Annotated in this window: 20 protein-coding genes; 12 read left to right on the forward strand and 8 right to left on the reverse strand. The window is 61.9% G+C overall.

Going from position 1 to position 21,633, the window contains the following annotated elements; translation table 11 throughout:
- Positions 1-161: 161 nt before the first annotated feature.
- From AC3IT9_RS27345 to pilG, 6 genes are all read right to left on the reverse strand, one after another.
- Positions 162-620, reverse strand: a complete 459-nt coding sequence (locus AC3IT9_RS27345) for a chemotaxis protein CheW (RefSeq protein WP_489271419.1) — start codon at positions 618-620, stop codon at positions 162-164.
- Positions 613-6,630 (reverse strand): Hpt domain-containing protein, encoded by a 6,018-nt coding sequence (locus AC3IT9_RS27350; RefSeq protein ID WP_489271420.1) that lies wholly within the window; start codon positions 6,628-6,630, stop codon positions 613-615. The genes AC3IT9_RS27345 and AC3IT9_RS27350 overlap by 8 nt, the downstream gene beginning before the upstream one ends.
- Positions 6,631-6,667: 37 nt before the next feature.
- On the reverse strand, positions 6,668-8,728 hold the full coding sequence (locus AC3IT9_RS27355) for a methyl-accepting chemotaxis protein (RefSeq protein WP_489271421.1): 2,061 nt from the start codon (positions 8,726-8,728) through the stop codon (positions 6,668-6,670).
- A gap of 168 nt (positions 8,729-8,896) precedes the next feature.
- Entirely contained in the window at positions 8,897-9,436 is a 540-nt protein-coding gene (locus AC3IT9_RS27360) for a chemotaxis protein CheW (protein WP_046039266.1), read from the reverse strand.
- Positions 9,437-9,446: 10 nt separating this feature from the next.
- Entirely contained in the window at positions 9,447-9,812 is a 366-nt protein-coding gene (gene pilH, locus AC3IT9_RS27365; RefSeq protein WP_101209186.1) for a twitching motility response regulator PilH, read from the reverse strand.
- A 57-nt stretch (positions 9,813-9,869) separates the two neighbouring features.
- Complete coding sequence (gene pilG, locus AC3IT9_RS27370) at positions 9,870-10,274, reverse strand: twitching motility response regulator PilG (protein ID WP_150725063.1); 405 nt, start codon at positions 10,272-10,274, stop codon at positions 9,870-9,872.
- Positions 10,275-10,509: 235 nt separating this feature from the next.
- Between pilG and gshB the strand changes: the two genes are divergently transcribed.
- From gshB to AC3IT9_RS27405, 7 genes are all read left to right on the forward strand, one after another.
- A complete protein-coding gene (gene gshB, locus AC3IT9_RS27375; RefSeq protein ID WP_057712924.1) occupies positions 10,510-11,463 on the forward strand; it encodes a glutathione synthase in 954 nt (317 codons plus the stop codon).
- A gap of 64 nt (positions 11,464-11,527) precedes the next feature.
- Entirely contained in the window at positions 11,528-12,427 is a 900-nt protein-coding gene (locus AC3IT9_RS27380) for an energy transducer TonB (RefSeq protein WP_489271422.1), read from the forward strand.
- 180 nt (positions 12,428-12,607) lie between these two features.
- Positions 12,608-13,180 (forward strand): YqgE/AlgH family protein, encoded by a 573-nt coding sequence (locus AC3IT9_RS27385; protein WP_057712922.1) that lies wholly within the window; start codon positions 12,608-12,610, stop codon positions 13,178-13,180.
- Positions 13,180-13,617 carry a Holliday junction resolvase RuvX gene (gene ruvX, locus AC3IT9_RS27390; protein ID WP_103395762.1) on the forward strand — a complete coding sequence of 146 codons (438 nt, stop codon included), beginning with the start codon at positions 13,180-13,182 and terminating at the stop codon, positions 13,615-13,617. Before AC3IT9_RS27385 ends, ruvX begins: the two co-directional genes overlap by 1 nt.
- A 79-nt stretch (positions 13,618-13,696) precedes the next feature.
- A complete protein-coding gene (gene pyrR, locus AC3IT9_RS27395) occupies positions 13,697-14,200 on the forward strand; it encodes a bifunctional pyr operon transcriptional regulator/uracil phosphoribosyltransferase PyrR (protein ID WP_150725061.1) in 504 nt (167 codons plus the stop codon).
- 27 nt (positions 14,201-14,227) lie between these two features.
- Complete coding sequence (locus tag AC3IT9_RS27400) at positions 14,228-15,232, forward strand: aspartate carbamoyltransferase catalytic subunit (RefSeq protein ID WP_007939362.1); 1,005 nt, start codon at positions 14,228-14,230, stop codon at positions 15,230-15,232.
- Positions 15,229-16,500: a dihydroorotase gene (locus AC3IT9_RS27405; RefSeq protein ID WP_489271423.1), complete on the forward strand. Its 1,272-nt coding sequence runs from the start codon at positions 15,229-15,231 to the stop codon at positions 16,498-16,500. Before AC3IT9_RS27400 ends, AC3IT9_RS27405 begins: the two co-directional genes overlap by 4 nt.
- A gap of 114 nt (positions 16,501-16,614) precedes the next feature.
- On the opposite strand, the gene AC3IT9_RS27410 is transcribed toward AC3IT9_RS27405, so the two are convergent.
- Positions 16,615-17,043 carry an NINE protein gene (locus AC3IT9_RS27410; protein WP_150755102.1) on the reverse strand — a complete coding sequence of 143 codons (429 nt, stop codon included), beginning with the start codon at positions 17,041-17,043 and terminating at the stop codon, positions 16,615-16,617.
- Positions 17,044-17,294: 251 nt separating this feature from the next.
- Here AC3IT9_RS27410 and AC3IT9_RS27415 point away from each other — a divergent pair, with 251 nt between their 5' ends.
- Complete coding sequence (locus AC3IT9_RS27415; protein WP_057712918.1) at positions 17,295-17,915, forward strand: C40 family peptidase; 621 nt, start codon at positions 17,295-17,297, stop codon at positions 17,913-17,915.
- A gap of 131 nt (positions 17,916-18,046) precedes the next feature.
- Here AC3IT9_RS27415 and AC3IT9_RS27420 read toward each other — a convergent pair whose 3' ends face one another.
- Entirely contained in the window at positions 18,047-19,081 is a 1,035-nt protein-coding gene (locus tag AC3IT9_RS27420) for a type IV pilus twitching motility protein PilT (RefSeq protein WP_489271424.1), read from the reverse strand.
- Positions 19,082-19,137: 56 nt separating this feature from the next.
- Between AC3IT9_RS27420 and AC3IT9_RS27425 the strand changes: the two genes are divergently transcribed.
- Genes AC3IT9_RS27425 through AC3IT9_RS27440 form a run of 4 tightly spaced genes read left to right on the forward strand, consistent with a single transcriptional unit; the run spans position 19,138 to position 21,576 of the window.
- Positions 19,138-19,824 carry a YggS family pyridoxal phosphate-dependent enzyme gene (locus AC3IT9_RS27425; RefSeq protein ID WP_150725057.1) on the forward strand — a complete coding sequence of 229 codons (687 nt, stop codon included), beginning with the start codon at positions 19,138-19,140 and terminating at the stop codon, positions 19,822-19,824.
- A 34-nt stretch (positions 19,825-19,858) separates the two neighbouring features.
- The gene (gene proC, locus AC3IT9_RS27430; protein WP_489271425.1) at positions 19,859-20,677 is read left to right on the forward strand and encodes a pyrroline-5-carboxylate reductase; all 819 of its coding nucleotides are present in this window, start codon (positions 19,859-19,861) and stop codon (positions 20,675-20,677) included.
- Between the two features lie 10 nt (positions 20,678-20,687).
- Positions 20,688-21,278: a YggT family protein gene (locus AC3IT9_RS27435; protein ID WP_150725055.1), complete on the forward strand. Its 591-nt coding sequence runs from the start codon at positions 20,688-20,690 to the stop codon at positions 21,276-21,278.
- Between the two features lie 4 nt (positions 21,279-21,282).
- Positions 21,283-21,576, forward strand: a complete 294-nt coding sequence (locus AC3IT9_RS27440) for a DUF167 domain-containing protein (protein ID WP_489271426.1) — start codon at positions 21,283-21,285, stop codon at positions 21,574-21,576.
- The last annotated feature ends 57 nt before the right edge of the window (positions 21,577-21,633 follow it).

Raw genomic sequence — 21,633 nt, forward strand, 5'->3', positions numbered from 1 at the left:
ATCAATCAAGCAGAGTGGTGGATCGTTACGCTCAGGGTAATGGTTATAGTTGAGATTTTCGTCGACGCGCAAGACGCCATCGCGAGCAAGCTCGCTCCCACAGTGGATCTGCTGTGTACACAAAACCCTTGTGGGAGCGAGCTTGCTCGCGATGGGGCCCTTCAGCCGAGCCCCGCATCCACCAACAACCCCTCCAGCGCCAACAGATCCGGCACCTTGGCCACCTGCTCGCCCACCTGCACCGCCGCCTGCTCCAGCGAACACAACGGCACATCAACGTAACTGAGCTGGCTATCGAGCTTGCAGGAGCGCGGAATCCCCTGCACCAACAGCGCGATGAATTTCAGCTCGGGGCGCCCACCGAGAGCATTGAGAATGACGATCCGCGCGCGTTCGCCGATGACGATTTTCTGCGCGCATGCCGACTCGAAACTCAGCAGCGGAATCTGCCGGTCGCGCCATGTCACCAGGCCCAGGTACCACGGCGGTGTGTCGAGGTCGAACGTCCCCGGCTGCTGGTAATCGATCAGCTCGGCAACGGCGACGTTGGGCAGGATCAGGTTGCGGTCGACCAACGGCAGCAGCAGGCCGGTCAGGTTGCTGGTGCGGTGCTCAAGCATGGGTCTTGCTCCACAAGGCAATGCTTTCGAGCAGCACCGATTCCTGGTACGGCTTGCCCAGGTAGTCGTTGACGCCGATGGCCATGGCGCGGTCGCGGTGTTTCTGGCCAGTGCGGGAGGTGATCATGATGATCGGCAGGTGTTGCAGGCGTTCGTCGTTGCGCACCTGGGTCGCGACTTCGAAGCCATCCATGCGCGGCATCTCGATGTCCAGCAGCATCAGGTCGGGCATGTGTTCCTCCAGCAGCAGCATCGCATCAACCCCGTCCTTGGCGGTCAGCACGTTCATGCCGTGGCGTTCGAGCAGGCGGCTGGTGACCTTGCGCACGGTGACCGAGTCGTCGACCACCATCACCAGCAGCGGCCGATGCGGTTCGGCCTCGATCTCTTGCCCCGCCGGACGCTGGGGGACACGGACCTGCATGGCGCGGATCGGCGCCAGCAAATCCAGAATCAGCACCACCCGGCCGTCCCCGAGAATCGTCGCCCCGGACACCCCTTGCACCGCCGCAAACTGCGGTCCCAGGCTCTTGACCACGATTTCGCGAGTGCCGGCCATGGCGTCCACCAGCACCGCGATGTGCCGTTCGTTGCACTGCACCAGCAACACCGGCAATGGCAGGCTCTGGCCTAACAGCTTCGGGCGCGGGCTGGTTTTCAGCAGCTCACCCAGGTAGCACAACTCGTAACGTTGTCCGGCGTATTCGTAGGTCGGCGAATCGAAACGGAAATACCCTTCGAGTTCATTGGGCAGGACGCGCACGATGCCGTCGATGGTATTGAGCGGGATCGCGTATTGGTCTTCACCGCACTGCACCATCAACGCCCGGTTGACCGATACGGTAAACGGCAGGCGAATGCGGAAATGCACGCCCTGCCCAGGCACCGAGTCGATGCTCATGGTGCCGCCCAGTTGCCGCACCTCTTCGTGCACCACGTCCATGCCGACGCCGCGCCCGGAGATCTGGGTGATTTTTTCGGCGGTGGAAAACCCCGGTTGCAGGATGAACTGCAACACGTCGTGATCACTGATGACGCTGTCCGGGGCGAGCAGGCCGCGCTTGATCGCCTTGCGCCGTACCGCGTCCAGCGGCACACCGGCACCGTCGTCGCGGATGTCGAAAATGATGTCGCCGCCTTCGCGCAGCAGATCGAGAGTGATCTTGCCCTTGGCCGGCTTCCCCGCCGCCAGCCGCACGTCAACGGACTCCAGGCCATGGTCGACGGCGTTGCGCAGCATGTGTTCCAGCGGCGCGGCCATGCGCTCGAGAACGTTGCGGTCCATCTCGCCTTCGGCGTTGTCGACGATGAAGTCCACGTCCTTGCCCAGTTCGCTGGACACCTGCCGGACGATGCGCTGCAAACGCGGGAGCATGCGTTCGAACGGCACCATGCGCGTGCGCATCAGGCCTTCCTGCAGTTCGGTATTGATGCGGCCCTGCTGTTGCAGCAGGTTTTCCGTGTCGTGATTGCGTCGCTCGAGGGTTTCCTTGAGGTCGAGCAAGTCAGAGGCCGATTCGAACAGCGCCCGGGACAATTGCTGCAATTGTGAGTGGCGATCCATTTCCAGCGGGTCGAACTCCTCGTAGCCCAGGCGTTCGGCGTCGACTTGCTGGCGGCTGAGGATCCGCCCCTGGGTTTCGGTATCGAGGCGGCGCAACTGGTCGCGCATCCGCTCGATGGTGGTCTCCATCTCATTCAGGGCGATTTGCGCATCGTTGACCTGCTGTTCGATCCGGCCACGGAAGATCGAGGTTTCACCGGCCAGGTTGACCAGATCGTCGAGCAGCTCCGCCGAGACCTTGACCATGTCCGCGCCGGCTTCGGACGGTGGCGCCAGCGGCTCGGCTTTGGGCGTGGCCGGCGTCGCAACCGGCGCGGGCGCTTCAGGCACGACCGGGTGGCTGAAGTTCTTGATCGCATCGATCAAACGGTCGGCCGGCGGCATCGGCTCGCCGGCGCGGGCCGCATCGAGCATCTGCGCCAGGCGGTCATGGCTGCGCTGCAACAGCGCGAACAACGGCTCCGTCGGTTGCAACACACCGGTGGACAGGCCTTCGTAAAGGAACTCCAGTTCGTGGGCCAGATCGCCAATCGCGGCGATTTCCACCATGCGCGCACCGCCCTTGAGGGTGTGCAGGTCGCGCAGCAGGGTTTCCACTTCCTGACGAATCGAAGGCTGGGCCTGCCAGCGCTCCAGCGCCGCCCCGGAGCTTTCGATGATGTCGAAACCTTCCTCGAGGAAGATCTCCAGCAATTCCGGATCGTGCGCAGCCGAGTCGTTGCCAGTTGCCTGCCGGGCCGCCTCGGCGATACCCGCATGCCCTTGACGGTAGGCACGAATGGCTTCGATCAGCTCACGGGCATCGTCCAGCGGCTGGTTGAGCTGCAACTGTTCGAGATACAACGCCAGTCGCTTATGGCTCTGTTGCAGCAGCAGCGCCAGTGAATCGCTGAAGGCATAACGACGGTCCACCAGGCCCTGGTAAAGGCATTCCAGTTCATGGGCCAGATCGCCGACCGGCCCGACCTCGGCCATGCGTGCGCCGCCTTCGAGGGTGTGCAAATCCCGTTGCAGGGATGACAGCGGCGCGGCGTTGTCCGAGTCGCGCAACCAGCGCTGCAAGGCCTGACCGGCGCTTTCGAGGATATCCACCGCTTCTTCAAGGAAGATCGCGACGATTTCATCGTCCAAGTCGACAACGCGGTCCTCTGTAGGAGCTGGCTTGCCAGCGAAGGACTCACCGGCGCCGCGTTTATCCAATGACAATGCGTCATCGTTAACGTCCATCGCGAGCGGGCTCGCTCCTACAGGGGGTAGCGTGTGCTCGAGTTCGGCGGTGGCTGCGCCCAGTTCACGGATGCTCAGGGTGCGGCTGCCATCGCTGCGGATCAGGCCCATGGCCGACGGATCAAGGCTCTCGTCGAGCAGCTCGCGCAAGGCCCTGATCCGTTGCGGTTGCGGGCTGACATCCTGGCCGGCGGCCAGTTCATCGAGCATGTTGATCAGTGCTTCGTGGGCACCCTGTGCTTCATGGAAAAACCGCTCGCTGACCGCCAGGCTGCTTTCCTCCACGGCACCGTACAGATCGAGCAATGCTTCACACAATTCATCCACCGGGTGCAGGTCGGCCAGATGGGCGCCTTCGCCGAGGGTGGTCAATTCGTCCAGCAGCGCGCTGAGCTCCTGACGTTCGCCGGGGTGTTGCTGCCAACGCTGCAACAGGCTTTCGGCGTCCAGCAGGATGTCCATGCCCTGGGCGAGGAAGTTGTTGATCAGTTGCGGGTCGCGTTTGATTCGCAGCCCGGTGTTCGGTGTGCTCAGGAGGTTTTCCAGGCGCTCGGCCAGCAGCGCCCTGGCACGTTCGGTCAAACCCCGGGCACCGGGAATTTCCTCCAGCGGATCTGTCTTGAGCTGACGCAAGCCAAGGCGAAACAGCCCTTCTGCTTCCAGCAGCAATTCGACTTCATCCAGATCCAGCGCGATCAGGTGTGCCTTGTATTCCCGGGCCAGTTGATCCAGCGGCGCGGCCAGTTCGGCAATCGGCAACACACCGGCCATATAAGCGCTGCCCTTGAGGGTGTGCAAGGCGCGCTGCAATTCGTCGCTGGCCTGCAACGGCATATGTTCGGCGGCCTGATCAAGGAAGCGATTGAGGCTGCCCAGGTGGGTTTCGGCTTCTTTGCGAAAGATCTCCAGCAACAGCGGGTCGAGGGCCGCGACATCTTGCGTATCCTCATCGGACACCGGTTCATCGCCCTTGGCCAGGGCATGGGCGCGGGCGGCCAACTGATCGACATCGTTGCGCTGACGCTGGGCATTGGCGGCGTATTCGGCCACCAGCTCCGGCAGCAGCTGCAGCACATCGCCGATCAGTTGCTGCACCGTAGCGCCCGGCTCCACGCTGTCTTCCAGTACGCGATTGAGCAGGTTTTCCACGGCCCAGGCCAGCTCGCCCAACACCAGGGCGCGCACCATCCGGCCACTGCCCTTGAGGGTATGGAAGGCGCGGCGCAACTCACTCAGGGCCGAGCGGTTGTCAGGGTCGGCTGACCAGCGCGGCAAGTACTCGCGCAGGATGTCCAGAACTTCGTCGGTCTCTTCGAGGAACACTTCGCGCAGCTCCTCGTCCACCGGCTCTTCGCCCGCGGGCGGCGGCAGCAGGCTGCCCGGGGTGTTCAGCGCGGGCGGGTTCAGCGTCGAAACCGGGCTGGCGAGCACATCGGCCAGGGTCTGGACGATCTGTGGATCATCCAGCTCCTGCATCATCTGCATGACCTGCGCTTCGCTCGGGTTGAGCACATCATCAAGCACGGGCACATGCTGCTCACTGGGGAAAAACCCGAGGCTCGCCAGGCTTTTTTCCGCGACATCGAGCAGGTTTTCACCCTGCGTTTGCGGGTCATCGCTGAGGCGCTCGAGGTAGTACTCGATGCTGGTGATCACGTCGGCCAGGCTGTCCAGTTCCTGCCAGCCCGGCTGACCCGGCTCGAGCAACAGGTGCTCGCGGATAAAGTGATTGCAGGTTTCGACCAGGCTCGCCACCCGGCTCAGCGGAATCATCGCCAGCGCCCCGCGCACCTGGGTCAGCAAGGCCGGCAGCGCCTGCAAATGCTGGCGGTCCCAATCGGCGTCGATGTAGTCGACGATCATGTCCTTGGCCTGCAGCAAACAGATGCGGGCTTCCTTGATCACGATCTGATGGATCTGCGTCAGGTCGGTAGTCGGCAGGCGGCTGTCGTCCTGGCTCTCCGGCTCCACGGTGCCGACCATGCCGGCCAGCGTCGCTTCGACGTACAACAAGGCTCCGGCAACGTCCATGAGGATCGCATCGTTGGGTTCGCGCTGGCCCTGAGCGAGGCTGAGCACCACCGCCAATTGATCGATGATCACCTTGCGCGGCTGGCCGAAACCCAGCACCGCCAAGGTGTCGGCGATTTGCCGCAGCGGCGCCAGCAGGCTGTCGAGGTCGGAGGTGTGCTGGCGGTCACTGCGCACGAACAGGTCCAGGCGTTCCTTGACCCGCACCAGCTCTTCGCACAGCGCAGCCAGCACCGAGCGCATGGCGTCGCGGTCGGGACCGGCAAGCCGCGCGCGTTCTTCATCGACCATCGCGCTGTCGGGCAGCGCGTCGTCCAGTGAGTAGCGTTCTTTCATGATCAGCATCTGCCCGGTGGGTTGTTCGGCCTTGGCAATGTAGAACAGCAAACTCTTGAGCAGCTCCGGCGGGGCCGGTTGATTGATACCGGGCATGCCTTGTTCGAGCAGGCGCTTGAGTTCCTTGTCGGCCTCCTTGAACAGGCTGCGCAAGGCCGGGCTGTTGGCGATAGCACCGCCCTGCATGCCTTCGACCAGCGCTGATGCCACCTGCCATAACGGGCTCAGGGGTGCGCTGGCGCAGAGTGCTTCGAGGTGGGTGAAGACCTTGGCCAGGTAATCGAGGGTGGTGTCGTGGTCCTGTTCACGCAGGAATCCGACCAGCGCCATTTGCAGCATCTGCCGCAGCTTGCGCAGCACACTGGGCAATTCGGCCGGTTCCAGCTGCGCCAGCGTTTCTGCGTCCAACGGCGGCAATTCGGGCAATTGCGGGCTGAACAGGCTGGTTTCCGACAGCAGGCTTTCGCCACGGGCGCTGCGCAGGTCGTTGATCAGTGGCAACACCACCAGTGGCAAGTCACGACGCGCACCTTGCACCCGGTCGAGGTAGATCGGCAGCTGCCCGAGTGCCTGCATCAACAGGTGCAACGCCTCGTCGCGATGGCTGACGCGGTTGCCCTGCAAGGCCATGGCCAGTTGTTCCATTTCTTCGGCGAGCAACGCCGCGCCGTAAAACTCGACCATCTGCAAACTGCCGTGGACCTGATGGATGCATGCCAGGCAATCATCCAGCGCATGCGTCGCCTGCGGGTCATCGAGCACGGTTTCGATCGCGTGATGAGCCTGCTTCAGCGTTTCGGCAATCTCGCCCTTGACCCACTCGAGGGCCACATAGTCGTGCCGATCACCCATAACCACTCCAATCACAATTCAGATACCCATGGGCGGTTCAAGCTTTGTCCACAACCTGCGCCTTGGCATCCGGCAAGGTGAAACCGGACACCGAACGACGCAACTGACTGGCCATTTTCGCCAGATTGCCGATGCTGTCAGCCGTGGCGGTGGAACCCGACGACGTCTGCGAGGTGATCTGCTGGATCACGTTCATCGTCAGGGAAATCTGACCGGCCGACGACGTCTGCTGTTGCGCTGCATTGGAAATGCTCTGGATCAACGCCGCAAGTGTCTTGGAAACGCCTTCGATTTCTTCCAGGGCCACACCGGCATCCTGCGCCAGACGAGCGCCACGCACCACTTCGGTCGTCGTCTGCTCCATGGAGATGACCGCTTCGTTGGTGTCGGTCTGGATCGCCCGCACCAGGGTTTCGATCTGCCGGGTAGCGGCGGACGAGCGCTCGGCCAGGCGCTGCACTTCATCGGCGACCACGGCGAAACCGCGACCGGCATCACCGGCCATGGACGCCTGGATGGCCGCATTGAGGGCCAGGATGTTGGTCTGGTCGGCAATGTCATCGATCAGGCTGACAATGTCGCCGATTTCCTGTGATGACTCGCCCAGGCGCTTGATGCGTTTGGCGGTGTCCTGAATCTGTTCGCGAATGTTGTCCATGCCGTGGATGGTGTTGTGCACCACCTCGTTGCCCTTGTTGGCGATCTCCACCGAGCGCTCGGCAACCGCCGAAGATTCCGCCGCGTTGGCCGATACCTGGTCGATGGACTCGGCCATGTCGTTGATCGCCATGGAGGCCTCGGAAATCTGCTGAGCCTGATGTTCCGACGCCTGGGCCAAGTGCATGGCGGTGGCCTGGGTTTCCTGCACGGCGGCGGCGACCTGGCCGGCGGTGAGGTTGATGGTCGCGACCAGATCGCGCAGTTGGTCGACGGAGTAATTGATCGAGTCGGCGATGGTGCCGGTAAAGTCTTCGGTCACCGAGGCCGTCACCGTGAGGTCGCCGTCGGCCAGGTCTTCGATTTCGTCGAGCAAGCGCATGATCGCGTTCTGGTTACGCTCGTTTTTCTCGGCGGTTTCTCGCAACTGACGATTGGTTTCGCGCACCATCACCATGCCGATCAGGATGATCGAAGCCAGCGCCAACAAGCCCAGCACATAACCGCCAATGGTGTCCGTGGTGCGCCCACCGACCATGTTTTCGAAACCGCTGGCCAGGTGTGAGGCTTCGTCGAGCAGGGTTTGCGACAGGCTGAAAATGTTCGAGGCCGATTCGCGGACCTTGAACAGCTCCGGCGAGGTTTCGAGGATCTCGTCCACCGAGCCCGAGACGAACTCGAACAGCTCGGAGATTTCCGCGAGTCGCGCACGGGCGTCACGGTCTTCGACCTGGCTGACCTTGAGCGCCGGGTCGCCCTGGAGCATGCCGTTGAGCACCTTGCCGAACTGCGTCGCGTCGCGTCCGAACGCATCGGCGGCCTGCTGTGAATTTTCGTCGCCGGCCAACACCGTGTTGACCGCGCCGAGGATCCGTTCGGCCAGCAGCGACTGGCGCTGGGCCATCGCCACCTGGGCCGCCGGGGCGCCCCGTTGCAGCAGGATCTCGACGACTTTCTCGTACTCGACCTGCAACTGCGGCACGGTTTCGGCCAGGGTCGCGGCGACCTGATGCAGCGACAGTACGGTTTGCTCGCTGGAAAGAATCGCATCGGTGTTTTTCAGCAGGCGTTCCCAGTCCTGTTGCACTGCACGCATCTCTGGACGCACGGTGGCGGGAGCTGGCGGCAGGCCGGTGACCGGGTCACCCTTCTTCAGATAACCCCAGCGCCGGGCAAAATCGTTGCGCGCATCGCTGAGCAACTTGAACGCGGCAGCCTTGCCGGCGGCGGCTTCGGTGGCGTTCTTGGCGATCCGCTGGGACAGCACGCGCAGCTCGCCGGCGTGGCCGATGTACTGTTTGTCGTAGAGAGCCTGGGTGTTGAGGTACGCGAAGTTGGCGAACAGCAGCATGATGAAGACGATCAGCGCGATGAACAGCACGATAATCTGCGACCGGCTGCGCGACCCTTCCAATGGCTTGCCTGCTTTTGCTTTTATCATCGGTCCTCGCCTGTTAACCCATTTCCGGTCCTGCCCGAGACCCTGTGGGAGCGGGCTTGCTCGCGAAAGCGGTAGATCAGCCAATATCAATGTTGAATGGACTGCCGCCTTCGCGAGCAAGTCGGATCGCCGCACCGCCGCTCCCACATTGGATCTCTGTTGTTGCGCTTACACCGCGACGTTCATGAACCCTTGGGACTGCGTCAACGCAAACGGGCTGAACACCTGCCAGCACTGCTCGCGCTGAAACCGGCCTTTGACGAACGCCGCCACCGGCCCCTTCAACTCGTCTGCCGGCACCGGCTCCAGGCTGTCCTGGGCAAAGTGCTGGAGGCCGAAGACTTCATCGACCAGCAACCCGGCAAACACCTCTTCATGTTCCACCACCAACACCCGTCGCTGCCGACGCGCCGCCGAAAGCTCGTGCCCGAAGAAGCCGCACAGGTCCATGACCGGCAGCAGACGCCCGCGCAGGTTGGCGACACCCTTGACCCAGGGCTTGACCCCCGGTAGCTGAGTGGAGCGCGGCTCATGCAAGACTTCGCTGACTTCGCTCATGGGCGCGACGTACCAGTGTTCGCCCAGGCGAAAACCGATACCGCTCCAGCTGTCCCGCCGGGCCGGCTGGGACGGCAAGTCCGCCGCCAGCAGACGACAGCGCTGGTCGATTTGCAGCAGCAGTTCGAAAGCCGTCAGCGACTCGTTCATGACCTGTCGATCAACCGGCCAGCACGTTGTTCAGGGTCTTGATCAGGGTGTCTTCATCGACCGGCTTGGTCAGGTAGTCCTTGGCGCCCTGGCGCGTGCCCCAGACCTTGTCGGTATCCTGATCCTTGGTGGTGATGATGATCACCGGGATGTGCCCGGTTTCCGGGTCCTTGGTCAACTGGCGGGTTGCCTGGAAGCCGTTGAGGCCGGGCATGACGATGTCCATCAGCACCGCATCGGGCTTTTCCTGGCGGGCCAGGGCCACGCCGTCGGCACCGTTTTCGGCTTTCAACACTTCATGACCGTGCTTTTCCAGCATGCCGGTCAGCTTGTACATTTCGGTCGGCGAATCATCGACGATCAGAATACGTGCCATGGTCTTCCCCATTCTTGTCGACGCCGGGCCCGATGGCCGAGCGTCACTGTGCGTGTCCTACTGCGGCAAAACGGCGGCGAAGCCAGGAACATGGGCCTGGATCGCATCAAGCAATTCTTCCTTGCTGAAAGGTTTGGTCAAAAACTGGTCGGAGCCGACGATGCGCCCCTTGGCCTTGTCGAACAGCCCGTCCTTGGACGACAGCATAATCACCGGCGTGGACTTGAACGCACTGTTGTTCTTGATCAGAGCGCAGGTCTGATAGCCATCCAGGCGCGGCATCATGATGTCGACAAAGATGATGCCGGGGTGGTTGTCGACAATCTTGGCCAGGGCATCAAAACCGTCGACGGCCGTGATGACCTCACAACCCACGTTCTTGAGCAGCGTTTCGGCGGTGCGACGGATCGTCTTCGAATCGTCGATTACCATGACCTTCAAGGCGCTGGGGTGCCGTTCCATAAAATGCTCTACCGTCGCCTTTGCGAAACAAATTGTCCGTTTGCCGGTTAACGCGGCTCGAAACCCTTGATGTTCAAGGGCCGGCACGACATGGCAGCCTTTTTAGCACAGTCTCCAAAACCAATCTATCGGCCGACCGGCAAGGTGGTTTTTCCTTGACCGGGAACACACTCAGCGCCACTCTGACGCCACTTTTTTCATACCGATCCGGTAGCCAATTTTCGAGGAAAACCCAATGAGCGTTCGCGTCGGGATTGTCATGGACCCTATCGCCAGCATTTCCTATAAAAAGGATAGCTCGCTGGCCATGCTGCTGGCCGCGCAGAAGCGTGGCTGGGAACTGTTCTACATGGAACAGCGCGACCTGTATCAGGGCGAAGGCCAGGCCCGGGCGCGGATGCGTCCACTGCAGGTTTTCGCCAACCCGGAAAAATGGTTCGAACTGGGTGCCGAAAGTGACGCGCTGCTGAGCGATCTGGACGTGATCCTGATGCGCAAGGATCCGCCGTTCGACATGGAGTTCGTCTACTCCACCTATTTGCTGGAACAGGCCGAGCGCGCTGGTGTGCTGGTGGTCAACAAGCCGCAAAGCCTGCGCGACTGCAACGAGAAGCTGTTCGCCACGCTGTTCCCGCAATGCACTCCGCCGACTATCGTCAGCCGTCGCCCTGACGTGCTGCGCGAATTCGCCGATCATCATGGCGATGTGATCCTCAAACCGCTGGACGGCATGGGCGGTTCTTCGATCTTCCGCCACACCGCAGGGCATCCGAACCTGTCGGTGATCCTCGAAACCCTGACCCTGCATGGTCAGCAGCAAATCATGATCCAGGGTTACCTGCCGGCCATCGTCGATGGCGACAAGCGCATCCTGATGATCGACGGCGAGCCTGTGGATTATTGCCTGGCGCGGATTCCGGCCCAGGGCGAAACCCGTGGCAACCTGGCCGCCGGTGGTCGTGGCGAAGCCCGTCCATTGACCGACAAGGACCGCTGGATCGCCGCGCAAGTCGGCCCGACCCTGCGTGAAAAAGGCCTGTTGTTCGTGGGTCTGGACGTGATCGGCGAGCACCTGACCGAGATCAACGTCACCAGTCCGACCTGCATTCGCGAGATCGATAACGCGTTTGGCACTGACATCGGCGGCATGTTGATGGATGCCATCGATCAGAAGCTCAAGGCACGTTGATTAGCCAAACCAACATTGCGTTATCATGCGCGGCCTGTGAAAACGCGATGTTGGTTTCCTTGTCATGACCCTCCCGTCCGATCTGCCTGTCGAACTCGCCCACCGTGGCGTGCGCCCGGTCGATCGCCTCGGTTTTACCCTGTTTCTGGCAGCGCTGATCCACCTGGCCTTGTTGTTGGGTGTCGGATTTGCAGTGGTCGAGCCCAAGCAGATCAGCAAAACCCTGGAAATCACCCTGGCCACCTTCAAAAGCGAAAAGAAGCCCGAGAAAGCCGATTTCCTGGCCCAGGAGAATCAGCAAGGCAGCGGCACCCTGGATAAAAAGGCGATTCCCAAGACCACCGAGGTCGCGCCATTCCAGGACAACAAGGTGCAAAAGGTCACGCCACCGCCGGCCGCCAAGCCTGAAATTCAGGAAGCTCCACCCAAGGCTGTCGTGACCACCGTGGCGCCGAAGCCGAAAAAGGCCCCCGCCAAGACCGAGGAGCCCAAGACCGAGGTCAAGCCCCAGGTCCAGGCGCCGACCTTCGACAGTGAGCAACTGTCCAGCGACATCGCCAGCCTCGAAGCGGAACTGGCCGCCGAACAACAGCTGTACGCCAAGCGCCCGCGCATTCACCGCTTGAGCGCGGCCTCGACCATGCGCGACAAGGGCGCCTGGTATAAGGACGAATGGCGCAAGAAAGTCGAGCGCATCGGCAACCTCAACTACCCCGATGAAGCGCGGCGCAAACAGATCTACGGCAACTTGCGCTTGATGGTGTCGATCAACCGCGATGGCTCGCTGTATGAAGTGCTGGTGCTGGAGTCTTCCGGGCAACCGCTGCTGGACCAGGCGGCGCAACGGATCGTCCGGCTGGCGGCACCATTTGCACCGTTTACCGGGGATTTATCGGATATCGACCGGCTGGAGATCATCCGCACCTGGAAATTTGCCCGTGGGGATCGACTCTCAAGCAATTGACCACCGCAAATCCCCTGTGGGAGCGGGCTTGCTCGCGAATGCGGTCAGTCATTCAATATAGTTGTCGACTGACACGACGCCTTCGCGAGCAAGCCCGCTCCCACATTTGATCGGTGTCGACTGCCAAATTGCGGCATCCCCAGCTTGTCAGTTCGCCCCTCGAACGCCACACTAGCGGTCATGAAAAACGTCAGCCCCAGCTACCTCAAGCATCAATTCCTGATCGCCATGCCACACATGGCCGACCCGAACTTTGCGCACACCTTGACCTACATCGTCGAGCACACGGCCAATGGCGCCATGGGGCTGGTGGTCAACCGTCCGCAAGATCTGAACCTGGCCGATATCCTTGAGCAATTGCGCCCGGAAATCGAACCGCCAGCGCTCTGCCAGCATGTGCCGATCTTCATCGGTGGCCCGGTGCAGACCGATCGCGGCTTCGTCCTTCACCCCAAGGGTCAGAGCTTCCAGGCGACCGTTGATCTGGAAGACGAGTTGGCCCTGTCGACCTCCCAGGACGTGCTGTTCGCCATCGCTGACGGCGTCGGCCCGGCAAAAAGCCTGATTGCGCTCGGCTATGCCGGTTGGGAAGCCGGGCAACTGGAGGCCGAACTGGCGCAGAACGCCTGGCTGAACTGCCCGTTCGACGCCGATATCCTGTTCAATACCAGCAGTGAGTTGCGCCTGGAAGCGGCGGCCAAGCACCTGGGCGTCAACCTCAGCCTGCTGACCAGCCAGGCGGGGCACGCCTGATGGCTCTGCGGCTGATTCTCGGATTCGACTACGGCACCAAACAGATCGGCGTTGCGGTCGGCCAGGTGATTACCGGCCAGGCCCGCGAGCTGTGCACCCTGAAAGCGCAGAACGGCATTCCCGACTGGAACCAGCTCGAAGCCCTCATCAAAGAGTGGAAACCCGATGCCGTGGTGGTTGGCCTGCCGTTGAACATGGACGGCACGCCCAGCGACATGTGCGCCCGCGCGGAAAAGTTTGCCCGGCGCCTGAACGGTCGCTTCAACCTGCCCTTTTATACCCACGATGAACGCCTCACCACCTTCGAAGCCAAGGGCGAACGCCTGGCTCGTGGCGGCCAGAAAGGCAGTTACCGCGACAACCCGGTCGATGCCATCGCCGCCGCCCTGCTGCTGCAAGGCTGGCTCGACGAAAACACCGCACTGTTTGAATCCTGAAGAGCCGCTGTGCGTCTCTCTTAGCTACAACCCGAGCCACTTCCCGCACAAGCTGGCTCGAACCCAAGAAGGAGCAACCATGAGCCTGCCCAATCCCGCCGAACTGGTCAGCCAGATGGCAACCCGACTTGACGCTTATCTGGCCAAACGAGGCATCAGCGACCCGCGCTTCATTGGCATCCGTACCGGCGGCGTCTGGGTGGCCCAGGCCCTGCTCAAGGAGCTGGGCAGCAATGAGCCCCTCGGCACCCTGGACGTGTCCTTCTACCGCGACGATTTCAGCCAGAACGGCCTGCACCCGCAGGTTCGCCCTTCGGCGCTGCCGTTCGAGATCGAAGGCCAGCACCTGGTGCTGATCGACGACGTGCTGATGAGCGGCCGCACCATCCGCGCTGCCATGAACGAGTTGTTCGACTACGGCCGCCCGGCCAGCGTAACGCTGGTGTGCATGCTGGACCTGGACGCCGGCGAACTGCCGATCCGCCCGAACGTGGTTGGCGCGACCCTGTCGCTGGCGGCCCACGAACGGGTGAAGCTGTCCGGCCCCGAGCTCGCGCTCGAACTGCAAGACCTCGCCCTTTAATTCGCCCTATTGAGAGTCCCCCTCGCGATGACGCCTCTAGAAACCAAGCGCCCGCTGCAGCTCAATGATCAGGGCCAGCTGCGCCATTTCCTCTCGCTCGACGGTTTGCGCCGCGAGCTGCTGACGGAAATCCTCGACACCGCCGACTCCTTCCTTGAAGTCGGCGCCCGGGCCGTGAAGAAAGTCCCGCTGCTGCGCGGCAAGACCGTGTGCAACGTGTTCTTCGAGAACTCGACCCGCACCCGCACCACCTTCGAACTGGCGGCCCAGCGGCTCTCGGCGGACGTGATCACCCTCAACGTGTCCACGTCGTCGGCGAGCAAGGGCGAAACCCTGCTCGACACCCTGCGCAACCTGGAAGCCATGGCCGCCGACATGTTCGTCGTGCGCCACGGTGATTCGGGTGCCGCGCACTTCATCGCCGAACATGTTTGCCCACAAGTGGCGATCATCAACGGCGGTGACGGCCGGCACGCGCACCCGACCCAGGGCATGCTCGACATGCTGACCATCCGCCGGCACAAGGGCGGGTTCGAAAACCTTTCGGTGGCCATCGTCGGCGACATCCTGCACTCGCGGGTCGCGCGCTCGAACATGCTGGCCCTGAAAACCCTCGGTTGCCCGGATATCCGCGTGATCGCGCCGAAAACCCTGCTACCGATCGGCATCGAGCAATACGGCGTGAAGGTCTACACCGACATGACCGAAGGCCTGAAGGACGTGGACGTGGTGATCATGCTGCGCCTGCAGCGTGAACGCATGACCGGCGGCCTGTTGCCGAGCGAGGGCGAGTTCTATCGCCTGTTCGGCCTGACCACCGCGCGCCTGGCCGGTGCCAAGCCCGATGCCATCGTGATGCACCCGGGGCCGATCAACCGTGGGGTGGAAATCGAGTCTGCGGTGGCCGACGGCCCGCATTCGGTGATCCTCAACCAGGTGACCTACGGGATCGCCATTCGTATGGCGGTACTGTCCATGGCCATGAGCGGGCAGACTGCCCAGCGCCAATTCGAGCAGGAGAACGCCCAGTGAAGCTCAGCATTCTCGGTGCCCGCGTGATCGATCCGGCCAGCGGCCTGGATCAAGTGACCGATATCCACATTGAAGCCTGCAAAGTCGTCGCCCTTGGCGCGGCGCCAGCCGGTTTTGTCGCCATCGACACGATCGACGCCAAAGGCCTGGTGGCCGCTCCCGGCCTGGTCGACCTCAACGTTGCCCTGCGCGAGCCGGGCTACAGCCGCAAAGGCTCGATTGTCAGCGAAACCCGCGCGGCGGCGGCTGGCGGCGTGACCAGCCTGTGCTGCCCGCCAAAGACCAAACCGGTGCTGGACACCTCGGCGGTGGCTGAACTGATCCTCGACCGCGCCCGTGAGGCCGGCAACACCAAAGTCTTCCCGATTGGCGCCCTGAGCAAAGGCCTGGACGGCGAACAGCTCGCCGAACTCGTGGCACTGCGCGATGCCGGTTGCGTGGCCTTCGGTAATGGCCTGGAGAGCTTCCGCAACACCCGCACCCTGTGCCGGGCACTGGACTACGCAGCGACTTTCGACCTGACGGTGATTTTCAACTCCCAGGATTACGACCTGGCCGAGGGTGGCCTGGCCCACGAAGGGCCGACCGCCAGCTTCCTGGGCTTGCCGGGCATTCCGGAAAGCGCCGAGACCGTCGCCCTGGCCCGGGATCTGCTGCTGGTTGAACAGACCGGCGTGCGCGCGCACTTCAGCCAACTCACCAGCGCACGCGGTGTGGAGCTGATCGCCCAGGCCCAGGCCCGGGGCCTGAAGGTGACCGCGGATGTTGCCCTGTACCAGTTGATCCTGACCGACGAAGCCCTGATCGGCTTCAGCAGCCTGTATCACGTCCAGCCGCCGCTACGCACCCACGCCGACCGCGAAGGCCTGCGCGCAGCGGTGAAATCCGGCGTGATCTCGGCTATCTCCAGCCATCACCAACCCCATGAGCGTGACGCCAAACTGGCACCGTTCGGCGCGACCGAGCCAGGCATCAGCAGCGTTGAACTGCTATTGCCACTGGCAATGACCTTGGTTGAAGACGGCTTGCTGGACCTGCCGACACTGCTCAAGCGCCTGAGCGCCGGCCCTGCCGAGGCCTTGCGCCTGCCGGCAGGCAAACTGGCGGTGGGTGGTGCGGCGGACATCGTACTGTTCGACCCGACGGCCTCTACAGTGGCGGGTGAAACCTGGCTGTCCAAGGGCGAAAACTGCCCGTTCATTGGCCACAGCTTGCCGGGTGTGGTGCGTTACACCTTGGTGGATGGGCGCATTAGCCACCAGGCTTAAAACCGCATCGCCTGCATTCGCGAGCAAGCCCGCTCCCACATAAATCTCCAGTGACCACATATTGTGTGAACACCAGAGATCAAATGTGGGAGCGGGCTTGCTCGCGAAGACTGACTAAAAGGCGCCGCGACTCTGCGCGTTACGCACAGAAACCTGGTCATTCAACGTCCAGAAGTCATACAGCACCCCGAGAAAGAACAACCCGCCGGTCAGCAGGTACAGCAACCCACTGATCCATTTCCCCTGATACATCCGGTGCACACCGAACACACCGAGAAACGTCAGCAGGATCCACGCCACGTTGTATTCGATGGGACCCGCGGTAAACCGCAGGTCAGCCTCGCGATCCATCGCCGGGATCAGGAAAAGGTCGATCAGCCAACCGATCCCCAGCAAGCCGAAGGTGAAGAACCAGATCGTCCCGGTCACCGGCCTGCCGTAATAGAAGCGGTGAGCGCCGGTAAAACCGAAAATCCACAGCAGGTAACCGATCACTTTGCTGTGGGTATCTTGCTGCTGGACAGCCTGTTGATAGGGGTTCATGAATGACCTCGATTCACACGATAGATAAATATTCTTTAATTCTTTGTGACTTTTTTACAGGCACCCGACGCATGGCAAATGCTACCTTCACGCCTGTCAAAGCCTTGTAACACAAGACTCCTGTCCGACAATTGCGCCATTTTGCCGCTTTTTTGCCACCATTGCCCTCCTGATTGAATCGACCAACGGCCTCGGAAGCGGCAAAAAAGCTGTTATAAAGTTGCGCGCTAACTTATTAAGAGCCTTGCCTAATGCGTTCATTTTTCAAGACATGGCTAACCATTTGCCTTTTGATGCCACTGGCCGCCCACGCCACCAATCGTGAGCAACGTCTTCCAAACGTTAATGGTTACACCCCAAAATCCCATGCCTCTGCTCCTTCGAGCAAAGACAAAAAATCCGCTAAATATGCTCCAAGCCTGGCCAGCAGCAAAAGCGGCCTGGTTCCACCGATGGGCACCAAGGAAAGCAGCGACGTGCTGAGCCGCGCCGTGAACGTCCTCGGCACTCCTTATCGTTGGGGCGGCAGCAGCCCAAGCAAAGGTTTCGATTGCAGCGGCCTGGTGAAATACGCGTTCAACGACGCCACGTTCGACCTGCCACGCACCTCCAACGCCATGGCCAGCGGTCATGGGGAGAAAGTCGATCGCAACGACCTGAAGCCGGGCGACCTGATTTTCTTCAACATCAAGAGCCGTCGGGTCAATCACGTTGCCATTTACCTGGGCAACGACCGTTTCATCCACGCTCCACGTCGCGGCAAGTCGGTGTCCATCGACACTTTGAAGAAACCGTACTGGGAAAACCACTACGTGGTTGCCAAGCGAGTTCTGCCGAAAGAACAGAATGCGTTGCGGGTTGTTCAGCGCTGATTTCAGTGCCCTGAATCTGCATCGAGCATGATGGCCCCATCGCGAGCAAGCCCGCTCCCACAGGATTAATGCAATCCATGTGGGAGCGGGCTTGCTCGCGAAGAGGCCCTTGAAAGCACCACAAATCCTCCTCAAAAGCCATCCGGTGACCGCGCCTTCTCCCGCGCATGGTCGCGACTGACCAACCCCTTGCTCACCAGGTCCTTCAAGCTCATATCCAGCGTCTGCATCCCCAACGACCCTCCCGACTGAATCGCCGAGTACATCTGCGCCACCTTGTCCTCGCGGATCAGGTTGCGGATTGCCGATGTCCCCAGCATGATTTCGTGGGCCGCGATGCGTCCGCCGCCGATTTTCTTCACCAGGGTCTGGGACACCACCGCCAGCAGCGACTCGGAAAGCATTGAGCGCACCATCGACTTCTCGTCCCCCGGAAACACGTCGACCACCCGATCGATGGTTTTCGCTGCCGACGTGGTGTGCAGCGTGCCGAACACCAGATGGCCGGTTTCGGCCGCGGTCAATGCCAGGCGAATGGTCTCCAGATCGCGCATCTCCCCCACCAGGATCACATCCGGGTCTTCCCGCAGCGCCGAACGTAAGGCGGTGGCGAAACTACGGGTATCGCGGTGGACTTCACGCTGATTGATCAGGCATTTGCGCGACTCGTGAACGAACTCGATGGGGTCCTCGATGGTGAGGATGTGGTGATGACGATGGGTATTGAGGTAATCGATCATCGCCGCGAGCGTGGTGGATTTGCCGGAACCGGTCGGGCCGGTCACCAGCACCAGGCCACGGGGAGCGTCGGTCATCTTGTGGAACACGTCGCCCATGCCCAGTTCGTCCATGCTCTGCACTTTTGCCGGGATGGTGCGAAACACGGCACCCGCGCCACGGTTCTGGTTGAACACATTGACCCGAAAGCGCGCCACGCCGGGCACGTCGAAGGAAAAGTCGGTTTCCAGGTGCTTTTCGAAATCCACCCGCTGGGTGTCATTCATGATGGCATGGATCAGTGCCTGCACCTGCTGGTGGTCCAGGGGCGGCAGGTTGATGCGCCGCACATCGCCATCCACCCGAATCATCGGCGGTAGGCCGGCGGACAGGTGCAGGTCGGATGCGCCCTGTTTGGCGCTGAAAGCCAGCAGTTCGGTGATATCCATAGCGTCTCTCAATTCCAGTAGAATGCCGCGAACCTTCAGACCGCTGGCGCCTCTTGATGTCCACCATAGCAGACAACATTCTCGAAGTTAGTTCGCGCATAAACGCCGCAACACTCGCCGCCAACCGTGCCGAAAACAGTGTCCGGTTGCTGGCCGTGAGCAAGACCAAACCCGCTCAAGACCTGCGTGAAGCCTACGCTGCCGGCCTGTGCGACTTTGGCGAGAACTACCTGCAGGAAGCGCTGGGCAAGCAAGTCGAACTGGCCGACTTGCCCTTGATCTGGCACTTCATCGGCCCCATTCAATCGAACAAGACTCGTGCTATCGCCGAGCACTTCGACTGGGTGCATTCCGTGGATCGTCTGAAAGTCGCACAACGCCTGTCCGAACAACGTCCCGCCGATTTGCCACCCCTGAACATCTGCATTCAGGTCAATGTCAGCGGTGAAGCCAGCAAATCCGGCTGCACCCCGGCCGACCTGCCGGCCCTGGCCAACGCCATCAGTAACCTGCCGCGCCTGAAACTGCGCGGGTTGATGGCAATCCCCGAGCCGACTGAAGATCGCGCTGCCCAGGATGCCGCTTTCGCTGCCGTGCAAAACCTGCAAGCCAGCCTGAACCTGCCACTCGACACACTTTCCATGGGCATGAGCCACGACCTTGAGTCAGCCATTGCCCAGGGTGCCACCTGGGTCCGTATTGGTACGGCCCTGTTTGGCGCCCGCGACTACGGCCAGCCGTAAACATGGCTGACACACTTCTGAATAAGGACCTGACATGAGCAAGACACGTATTGCCTTTATCGGTGCCGGCAACATGGCCGCCAGCCTGATCGGCGGCCTGCGGGCCAAAGGTCTGGAAGCCGCACAGATCCGCGCCAGCGATCCGGGCGAAGAAACCCGCGCCCGCGTGAGTGCTGAACACGGCATCGAAACCTTTGCCGACAACGCCCAGGCCATCGATGGCGCCAACGTCGTCGTGCTGGCGGTCAAGCCGCAGGCGATGAAATCCGTGTGCGAAGCCATTCGCCCAAGCCTCAAACCCGATCAACTGGTGGTTTCGATTGCCGCGGGCATCACCTGCGCCAGCATGAACAACTGGCTCGGCGCCCAGCCAATCGTGCGCTGCATGCCCAACACCCCGGCGCTGGTGCGTCAGGGCGCGAGCGGCCTGTTCGCAACAGCCGAAGTATCAGCCGAACAGCGTCAGCAGGCCCAGGAGCTGCTGTCCGCGGTCGGCATCGCCCTTTGGCTGAATGAAGAGCAGCAACTGGATGCCGTCACCGCCGTTTCCGGCTCGGGCCCGGCGTATTTCTTCCTGTTGATCGAGGCCATGACCGCCGCCGGGGTGAAACTCGGCCTGCCGGCGGACATCGCCGCGCAACTGACCCTGCAAACCGCACTGGGCGCCGCACACATGGCGGTCTCCAGCGACGTCGACGCCGCCGAGTTGCGCCGCCGTGTCACCTCGCCCGCGGGCACCACGGAAGCTGCAATCAAGTCGTTCCAGGCCAATGGCTTTGAAGCCCTGGTCGAAAAGGCACTCGGCGCTGCCGCGCATCGCTCGGCCGAGATGGCCGAACAACTGGGTCAATAAGGAGCTTTTCATGATTGGACTGAACACCGCAGCGGTCTACGTGCTGCAAACCCTCGGCAGCCTGTACCTGCTGATCGTGCTGATGCGCTTCGTACTGCAACTGGTGCGGGCGAACTTCTACAACCCGATCTGCCAGTTCATCGTCAAGGCCACTCAGCCACTGCTCAAGCCGCTGCGCCGGATCATCCCGAGCGTGTTCGGCCTGGACATGTCCTCGCTGGTGCTGGCGATCCTGGTGCAACTGGCGCTGATGGCCCTGACCCTGCTGCTGACCTACGGCACCACCGGCAACCCGCTGCAACTGCTGATCTGGTCGGTCATCGGGGTGACCGCGCTGTTCATGAAGATTTTCTTCTTCGCCCTGATCATCAGCGTGATCCTGTCCTGGGTCGCCCCGGGCAGCCATAACCCGGGCGCCGAACTGGTGAACGACGTCTGCGAGCCGGCCCTGGCGCCGTTCCGCAAGTTCCTGCCGAACCTGGGCGGCCTGGACCTGTCGCCGATCTTTGCGTTCCTGGCACTCAAGCTGATCGACATGCTGGTGATCAACAACCTCGCCGCCATGACCATGATGCCGGAAATCCTCCGCGTGTTGATCTGACCCGGTGAGCTGGTTTCGCTGGGACGGTGACGACCTGATTCTGGAGTGTCACCTGCAACCGGCAGCCCGCAGTGATGATTTCTGCGGGCTGCACGGCGATCGCCTGAAGATCCGCCTGACCGCGCCGCCGGTCGAGGGCAAGGCAAACGCGTATCTGATGGCGTTTCTGGCCAAGGCCTTTGGCGTGTCCAAGAGCCAGGTCAGTCTGATCAGTGGCGAGTTGAACAGGCAGAAACGGGTGCGAATCTGCTCGCCGAAGAAGTTGCCGGATTTGCCTGATCTGGTGCGTCCAGCCTGATCCACCGAGGCGCCGCCTTCGCGAGCAAGCCCGCTCCCACATTGGAATGCGTCCCCC

The organism is Pseudomonas sp. KH_046_1 (assembly GCF_057839025.1).

Bases quoted from the DNA above. Each gene is read 5' to 3' on its own strand.
- AC3IT9_RS27345 (WP_489271419.1), bottom strand. From the start codon at position 620: ATGCTTGAGCACCGCACCAGCAACCTGACCGGCCTGCTGCTGCCGTTG.
- AC3IT9_RS27350 (WP_489271420.1), bottom strand. From the start codon at position 6,630: ATGGGTGATCGGCACGACTATGTGGCCCTCGAGTGGGTCAAGGGCGAG.
- AC3IT9_RS27355 (WP_489271421.1), bottom strand. From the start codon at position 8,728: ATGATAAAAGCAAAAGCAGGCAAGCCATTGGAAGGGTCGCGCAGCCGG.
- AC3IT9_RS27360 (WP_046039266.1), bottom strand. From the start codon at position 9,436: ATGAACGAGTCGCTGACGGCTTTCGAACTGCTGCTGCAAATCGACCAG.
- pilH (WP_101209186.1), bottom strand. From the start codon at position 9,812: ATGGCACGTATTCTGATCGTCGATGATTCGCCGACCGAAATGTACAAG.
- pilG (WP_150725063.1), bottom strand. From the start codon at position 10,274: ATGGAACGGCACCCCAGCGCCTTGAAGGTCATGGTAATCGACGATTCG.
- gshB (WP_057712924.1), top strand. From the start codon at position 10,510: ATGAGCGTTCGCGTCGGGATTGTCATGGACCCTATCGCCAGCATTTCC.
- AC3IT9_RS27380 (WP_489271422.1), top strand. From the start codon at position 11,528: ATGACCCTCCCGTCCGATCTGCCTGTCGAACTCGCCCACCGTGGCGTG.
- AC3IT9_RS27385 (WP_057712922.1), top strand. From the start codon at position 12,608: ATGAAAAACGTCAGCCCCAGCTACCTCAAGCATCAATTCCTGATCGCC.
- ruvX (WP_103395762.1), top strand. From the start codon at position 13,180: ATGGCTCTGCGGCTGATTCTCGGATTCGACTACGGCACCAAACAGATC.
- pyrR (WP_150725061.1), top strand. From the start codon at position 13,697: ATGAGCCTGCCCAATCCCGCCGAACTGGTCAGCCAGATGGCAACCCGA.
- AC3IT9_RS27400 (WP_007939362.1), top strand. From the start codon at position 14,228: ATGACGCCTCTAGAAACCAAGCGCCCGCTGCAGCTCAATGATCAGGGC.
- AC3IT9_RS27410 (WP_150755102.1), bottom strand. From the start codon at position 17,043: ATGAACCCCTATCAACAGGCTGTCCAGCAGCAAGATACCCACAGCAAA.
- AC3IT9_RS27415 (WP_057712918.1), top strand. From the start codon at position 17,295: ATGCGTTCATTTTTCAAGACATGGCTAACCATTTGCCTTTTGATGCCA.
- AC3IT9_RS27420 (WP_489271424.1), bottom strand. From the start codon at position 19,081: ATGGATATCACCGAACTGCTGGCTTTCAGCGCCAAACAGGGCGCATCC.
- AC3IT9_RS27425 (WP_150725057.1), top strand. From the start codon at position 19,138: ATGTCCACCATAGCAGACAACATTCTCGAAGTTAGTTCGCGCATAAAC.
- proC (WP_489271425.1), top strand. From the start codon at position 19,859: ATGAGCAAGACACGTATTGCCTTTATCGGTGCCGGCAACATGGCCGCC.
- AC3IT9_RS27435 (WP_150725055.1), top strand. From the start codon at position 20,688: ATGATTGGACTGAACACCGCAGCGGTCTACGTGCTGCAAACCCTCGGC.